Annotated in this window: 6 protein-coding genes and 1 pseudogene; 2 read left to right on the top strand and 5 right to left on the bottom strand. The window is 74.4% G+C overall.

The annotated features are described in order from the left end of the window. Together CCN44_RS39575 and CCN44_RS39580 are read left to right on the top strand one after the other, a co-directional pair. A partial coding sequence (locus CCN44_RS39575; protein WP_244204045.1) for a condensation domain-containing protein occupies positions 1-512 on the top strand: 512 nt, incomplete at its 5' end. Continuing rightward, a complete protein-coding gene (locus CCN44_RS39580; RefSeq protein ID WP_086703936.1) occupies positions 509-1,696 on the top strand; it encodes a cytochrome P450 in 1,188 nt (395 codons plus the stop codon). The genes CCN44_RS39575 and CCN44_RS39580, both read left to right, overlap by 4 nt. Positions 1,697-1,712: 16 nt before the next feature. Here the strand turns inward: CCN44_RS39580 and CCN44_RS39585 are convergent, their stop codons facing one another. The 5 genes and pseudogenes from CCN44_RS39585 to CCN44_RS44775 all read right to left on the bottom strand — a co-directional run. Further along, entirely contained in the window at positions 1,713-2,948 is a 1,236-nt protein-coding gene (locus CCN44_RS39585; RefSeq protein ID WP_086703938.1) for an MFS transporter, read from the bottom strand. 99 nt (positions 2,949-3,047) lie between these two features. Continuing rightward, a complete protein-coding gene (locus tag CCN44_RS39590) occupies positions 3,048-4,100 on the bottom strand; it encodes a zinc-dependent alcohol dehydrogenase (protein WP_086703941.1) in 1,053 nt (350 codons plus the stop codon). 25 nt (positions 4,101-4,125) lie between these two features. Further along, positions 4,126-4,965 carry a sugar phosphate isomerase/epimerase family protein gene (locus tag CCN44_RS39595; protein ID WP_158103213.1) on the bottom strand — a complete coding sequence of 280 codons (840 nt, stop codon included), beginning with the start codon at positions 4,963-4,965 and terminating at the stop codon, positions 4,126-4,128. Next, positions 4,962-5,750, bottom strand: coding sequence for an SDR family NAD(P)-dependent oxidoreductase (locus tag CCN44_RS39600; protein ID WP_086703944.1), 789 nt, complete (start codon positions 5,748-5,750; stop codon positions 4,962-4,964). Before CCN44_RS39600 ends, CCN44_RS39595 begins: the two co-directional genes overlap by 4 nt. Then, positions 5,747-6,301 (bottom strand): annotated as a pseudogene (locus CCN44_RS44775) (hypothetical protein); the annotation flags it as partial. The pseudogene CCN44_RS44775 and the gene CCN44_RS39600, both read right to left, overlap by 4 nt.

The following is a 6,301-nucleotide window of genomic DNA, read 5'->3' on the forward strand; positions in this document are numbered from 1 at the left end:
TGGCCGAGGTCTGCGGGCAGCGGGACTTCGCGGTCGGCGTGCCCGTCGCCGAGCGCACCCTGCCCGAGCTGGAGCAGACCGTCGGCTGCCTGATCACCATGGTGCCGGTGCGTCTGCGCGGCGCCGCGGTGGACGGGGGCGAGGACGGCGTCCGGGAGACCGGCAACTGCGTCCACCGGGCGTTCAGCCGCAGCGACGTCCCCTTCACGGCCGTGGCCCGGAACAGCGCGCCGGCCACGCCCGGCCGCCCGCCGGTGTTCCAGTCCCTGTTCGCCCTCCAGGACAACCCGCCGCCCCGGCTCGACCTGCCCGGCGTCGTCGCCACGCATCTGCGCCGGCCGTACGCCGCCCTCCCCCTGGAACTGCACCTGGAGGTGTGGCCGGACGAGCACGGCACGCTCGACGCGGTCCTCTCCTACCGGCGGGACACCGTCACCGCGGCCACCGCCGGGAAGCTGCTCGACGGCTTCCACGACCGCCTCGCCCTGCTCGCCACGGGAGCCCCGTCATGACCGTGTCCACGTTCCGGCCCGCCGACGTCGTCGACCCGGACCTGCACGCCTCCGGCGAGGTGCACCGGCTGTGGCGCTGGATGCGCCGGCACGCCCCCGTCCACTGGCACGCACCCGGCGACCTGCCGGGCTTCTGGTCGCTCACCCGGTACGAGGACATCCGGCGGGTGTACCAGGACCCGGCCCTCTTCAGCTCGGCGCGGGGCGTCCTGCTGCGGCCGACTCGGCTGGGGGAGGACCCCGGCAGCGGCCTGACCATGGCCCTGACCGACCCGCCCCGGCACCGCGCCCTGCGCGGGCAGGTCGCCGACCGGTTCAGCGAACGGTGCGCCCGTTCCCTGGCGGACGAGATGCGCGCCGAGATCCGCTCGGTGGTGACGCGGGCGGTCGCGTCGGGCACCTGCGACGTGGTCCACGACATCGGCGCCCGGCTCTCCAGCCACAACATCGGCAGGCTGCTCGGTGTGCCGCCGCAGGACCGCGAGCGGCTGCTGACCTGGACCACGGAGGCGTTCGCGTCCGGCAGGCCGCTCACCAGCCATCTCGCGCTGATGCGCTACTTCATCGACCTGATGTACGCGCGGATGGAGGAGCCCGCGCAGGACGTGATGGGCATGCTCGTCCACAACGAGGTGGACGGCGAGCTGCTCACCGAGACCGAGATCCTGCTGGGCTGCGAGAACCTCGTCGGAGCGGCGGAGAACGCGGGCCTGTCGATGGCCGCGGGCATCCTCGCCCTCGCCGCGCACCCGGAGCAGTGGCGGCGGCTGGTGCGCGAGCGGGACGACGGACTCCTCAGGACCGCGACGGAGGAGGTGCTGCGGTGGACGAGCAGCGCCACCCACAGCATGCGGACGGCCGTGCGGGACACGGTCGTCGGCGGCCGGCGCATCGCCGCCGGCGACCGGGTCGTGCTGTGGATCCCGTCGGCCAACCGGGACGAGTCGGTGTTCCCGGAACCCGACCGCTTCGACCTCGGCCGCACCCCCAACCGCCATCTGGCCCTGGGCACCGGCGAGCACGTCTGCATCGGCAGCACCATGGCCCGCCACCAGATGCGGATGCTCCTGGAGACGCTCACGGAGTCGGTGGCGGCCGTCGAACCGGCCGGGGAGGCGGAGCCGCTGCGCTCGATCGCGGTGAACGGACCGGCACACGCGCCCGTACGCCTCGTCCCCCGCTGAGCCGCCCCCCGACCGGTCAGGCGGCCGGCACGTTCTCCGCGGGTCCGGTCCGTGCCGACCGGGCGTCCCGCCGGCGCTCGGCCCGGCGGACGGCGAGGGGCGCCGCCAGACCGGTGACGGCGAACACGGCGCCGAGGACGTACCAGCCGGGGCGGCCCCAGGTGATGCACAGCCCGATGAGCAGCCCCGGCCCGAGAGCGTCGGCCAGCCCCGCGCCCAGCCCGAACACGCCCAGGTACTGGCCGGTGGCGTGCCGCGGGGCGAGCGCGAAGGACACCTCGAACCCGGCGGCGGAGTACCACAGTTCACCGGCCGTGTGGACCACCGCCGCGGCGAGGAACAGCGCCGCGGCGGCCCACCCCGGTATCCCCGCGGTCAGCGAGATCAGCGAACAGGAGACGAGGAAGGCGACGCCCGCCCGGCGGTAGGCGTGCCCGCCGGCCACCGGGGAGTCGATGCTGCGGCTGGCCCGCACCTGGAACGCGACGACCATGAACGTACTGGTGAGGATCGTGCCGGAGATGAGCCAGTGCGGGGCGGTGGTGGCACCCACGAGCCAGAGCGGGATCCCCACGGTGAGCACTTTGAACTGGACGGCCATGATGCCGTCGAGGCCGGTGATCAGCAGATACGGCCGGTCCCGCAGGGCGGCCCAGCGGGGCCCGTCCACGCCGGGCAGCGGGGCGACCGGCGGCAGGAGGACGACGATCACCGCGGCGACCACGAAAGCCGCCGCGTTGCCCAGGACCATCAGCTGATAGGCGGTGACCGTGCCGACCTGCACCACCCAGCCCGCCAGGACGGCGCCCAGGGAGATGCCGACGTTGGTCACCGCACGCAGATAGGCCCGGAACTCCTGCGGCCGGTCCCCTCCGTAGTGCCTGATCAGCGGGGAGCGGGCGGCCGTTCCGGCCGTCCTCGCCCCGGCAGCCGCGCAGACCGCCAGCAGGAACGGCCAGAAGGCGTCCGCCAGCACGAAGCCGGCCGTGGCCAGCGCCTGCACCCCCAGGGTCACCGCGTAGACCCCGCGCGCGCCGTACCGGTCCGCCAGATGGCCGACCGTGACCCCCAGCGCGAGCGCGACCAGACCGGCCACGCCGAGACCGAGCCCCACCTGGTCCGCCGGAAGGCGGGCCGCCTGGGTGAAGTACAGCACCCCGGCCGTCAGATAGAGGCCGTTGCCGACGGTGTAGACGAAGTTGGACGCCGCGAGCACGCGCTGCGGCCGGGCGTCCGGTATCAGGCGGGGCATGACGGGCTCCGGGTGACGGGCGGGAAACAGGGGCCCGGCAAGCCTGCTGGAGCCGCACGCGTCGGAGCAAGTGCGTTGTCGCGTCCGGGAGTTGCCCGGTCAGCCCTGGGCGGCGACCTTGATCAGCACCTTGCCGGGGAAGTCCTCCTTCCCCGCGGCGATGCCCATGATGAGGGGCGGGAAGTCGTCGAGGCCGATCCGCCGTGACGTCAGCTTCTCCAGAGGGAAGGCGCGCGGGTGGTCGGCGTGCAGCCGGAAGCCTTCCTCGTAGTCCTCCCGGAAGCAGCCGTAGGCCCCCGCTATGCGGAGCCGCTTGCCCAGGTGCCGCACGGACTCGATCCGCTCCTGCCGGCGAAGGGTGTCGACGTCCGCACGGCCCGCGGGGAAGCTGTCGCCCTTGCGCGTGCCGCCGTAGACGAACAGGACCCCTCCGTCGGCCGCCATGACGGCGGCTGTCTCCAGGAGCTGCGCCGTGGCGACGGTGGTCGCCACGATCACGACGTCGTACCGGTCCCGGTGCGCCTCCGCCTCCGCGTCCGACAGGGCGAATATCTCGCCCTCGGCGAGGATCCCCTGGTCCCGCGCGAACGCGCGCCGTGCCTCCCCCCGGTTGAACACCGAGACCGACGCGCCCAGGTGCCTGGCGTACATGGCGAACATCAGCCCCGCGCAGCCGGCGCCGAGGATGCCCACGCTCTTGCCCTGGAGGGAGGGCAGACGCGTGTGCTCCAGCAGCTTCCCGAGCGCGTGCACGATGCAGGCGAACGGCTCGGGCATCCAGATGCCGTCCCGGATGTGCGGCTCCGGCACCCTCACCACGGCCTGGTCCAGCCGCTCCCGCGTGTCGTGGACGAAGACGTATTCGGCGAAGCCGGTGGTGCGGGACGGAGTGATGTTGGGGTTGAGGGTGACCAGGTCGCCCTCCGCGAACCCGGTCCGGGATCCCGCGAAGGCGACGGTGCCGACCAGTTCATGGCCGAACAGCGGGCCGCGGTCCTCCATGACATCGCGCGAGCCGAGGATCTCCTTGGCGTCGGCCCGGCAGATTCCCATGTAGTCGGGCCTGATCACGACGGTGTCGTCGCCGAGCGCGTCCTGCGGGAAGGGGCGCGCGCCGACGTTCACCACGCCGTCCAGCAGTGTGGTCGTCACGTATGCGGCCGGAAGGCTGGGCAATTCAACTCCTCGTGTGGATGCCGGCGTCGCGCGTGTGCGTGCGCGCGGTGTGGGCGCGTACGCGTGCGACGTCGAGGGCGAGACGGTCCAGGTCGCCGTCCCGGTAGTCGTTTTCCAGAACCAGTGCTGCGGACAGGTGGCCCCGCGCCTCCAGGGCGGCGAGCGCCTCCCACACCCGGCCGTCCCCGTCCCCGAGGAGTTCCCGGGTCACGGTCCCGTCCGTGCCGTCCTTGAGGTGGACCTGGGGCGCGAGCCACTCGTGGGCCGCCTCGATGAGCGCCAGGACGTCGACGCCGGCCGCGCGCGGGTTGTAGGTGTCCAGCAGCAGCCGGAAGGAGGGGGCCGCCACCTCCTCCACCAGCGTGCGCGCGCGCCGCGGGTCCAGGGCGTTCTCGTTGGCGAGGAGCAGCCCGCGGGCCTCCGCCTCCCGCGCCGCCCAGGCCAGCACGGCCGCGGTCCGCCGCAGGTCCCGCAGGTCCTCGATGGCGCTGCGGCGGAAGCTCGGCACGAACGCCAGCGGCGCGCCCAGGGCCAGGGCCGCATCGAGCACACGGACCAGGACCCGGCGGGTGCGCAGCGCCTCCTGGGTGCCCTCCGGCGCGTGGAGCCCGATGTCGTTGAGCGTGTTGCCCGCGACCGCGAGCGGTGTCACCCCGTACCGGGCACAGTCGTCCCGGATCCGGTCCAGGGTTCCCGCCGCGTCGAGCCAGGGTCCTCTGCCGGGACCGCCGAGGTCGAGCTGGATTCCCTCGGCGCCCGTCCGGTGCGCCAGCCCGACCGCGGCGAAGTGGTCCCCCGGCAGCCGCCAGCCGGCGAGCCCGACGAGGGGGGACCGCGTCACGATCCCGTCCCGGACGGGATCGCGCGGCTCTGCGACACCGGCAGCCTCTCGCTCACCGGGTACCAGGCACCCGCGCCGTCGACCACCAGGTGGGCGCCGTGCAGTCCGGCTCCGGCCGTCGCCGACAGCTCCCGGGCCAGCGGGGCGAAGCTCTCCGGCCGCATGTAGGCGCTGTAGTCGAACCCGTCCGGGCGCCTGCGCCGGATCCCCGGGGTGTCGACCATGCCGGCGGGGAGGGCCTGTACGACGCGCAGGGCCTCGGCGCCGGGCGCCTCGGTGCTCTCCTCCTGCGCGAGGGAGTCGAGCAGGGCCGCGCCGGCCGCCTTGGAGGCGGCGTAGCCGGACCGCCCCGGCCCCGCGTTGTAGACGACCTCGGACGACACCCCGAGGAACACGCCCGGGTCGTCGGCGCGGCGCAGGGCGGGCAGCGTCCGGGAGAGCGTCAGCCACAGGCCGTGCAGGTTGACGTCGATCTGGCGCCGCCACTCCGCCTCGGTGCAGTCCCGGAAGAGGGCGCGGCGGTCACCGTAGTGCACGGCGGAGTAGCAGACCGCGTGCAGGGGCTGGTCGGCGGCGAGGGCCAGGCTCTCGGAGACCTGGGCGGCGTCCGTGAGGTCGGTGGCCAGCCAGCGGAGCCGGTCCGACCCGGGCCCGGACGGGGCCGACCTGCTGAGCACCAGGACGTCGAGTCCTTCCTCGGCCCAGGCCTGCGCGACGCCGCGGCCGATGCCCGTGGACCCGCCGACCACCAGCGCGCGGCGGCGGTTGTGGCCATGTGCTGTCACTGAGTCTCCAGAGGTGAGGGCGGCACAGGGGCGAGACGCACCGCGAGTTTGATGAGCCGGCTCCCGGCGACGGTCCGCTTCCGGCCGACCGACAGGTCGTTCATGATCCGGGCGGCTTCCGGGAGCCCCACGACATGGGTGACCAGGTCGCGGTAGGTCGCCGGGGCCCGGCACAGCTCGGCGGCGGCCTCGGCGAGGTGGCCGTTGCCCACCCCGCGGTGGCCCGTCAGGCGTACGCGTCGGCCCTGGGCGGTGGTCACCTGCGTGAAGGCGGCCGGCACGGGTTCTCCCGCGCAGTTGGCGGACCGGACGGCGGCCAGATCGACTCCGGGCAGCAGGGGACTGGCGGCGCCCGGCGGGAGACCGCCGAACAGGTCGACGGTCAGCTCGCCGCCGCCGAGGCGCAGGGCGGAGCCGAGCGCGTCCAGCGTGCCGTCGCGCGGGGTGGCGAGCAGTGCCGCGACCGGCTCCCCGCCGAGCGGTGCCGTCTCGCCCCGCTCCCCGCCGCCCGGCGGTGGCTCGCCGGGGAGCGGGGCGAGCCACCGCCGGGC

The organism is Streptomyces tricolor, from assembly GCF_002155905.1.
In the GTDB taxonomy this organism is placed as follows: Bacteria; Actinomycetota; Actinomycetes; order Streptomycetales; family Streptomycetaceae; genus Streptomyces; species Streptomyces tricolor.

Bases quoted from the DNA above. Each gene is read 5' to 3' on its own strand.
- CCN44_RS39580 (WP_086703936.1), top strand. From the start codon at position 509: ATGACCGTGTCCACGTTCCGGCCCGCCGACGTCGTCGACCCGGACCTG.
- CCN44_RS39585 (WP_086703938.1), bottom strand. From the start codon at position 2,948: ATGCCCCGCCTGATACCGGACGCCCGGCCGCAGCGCGTGCTCGCGGCG.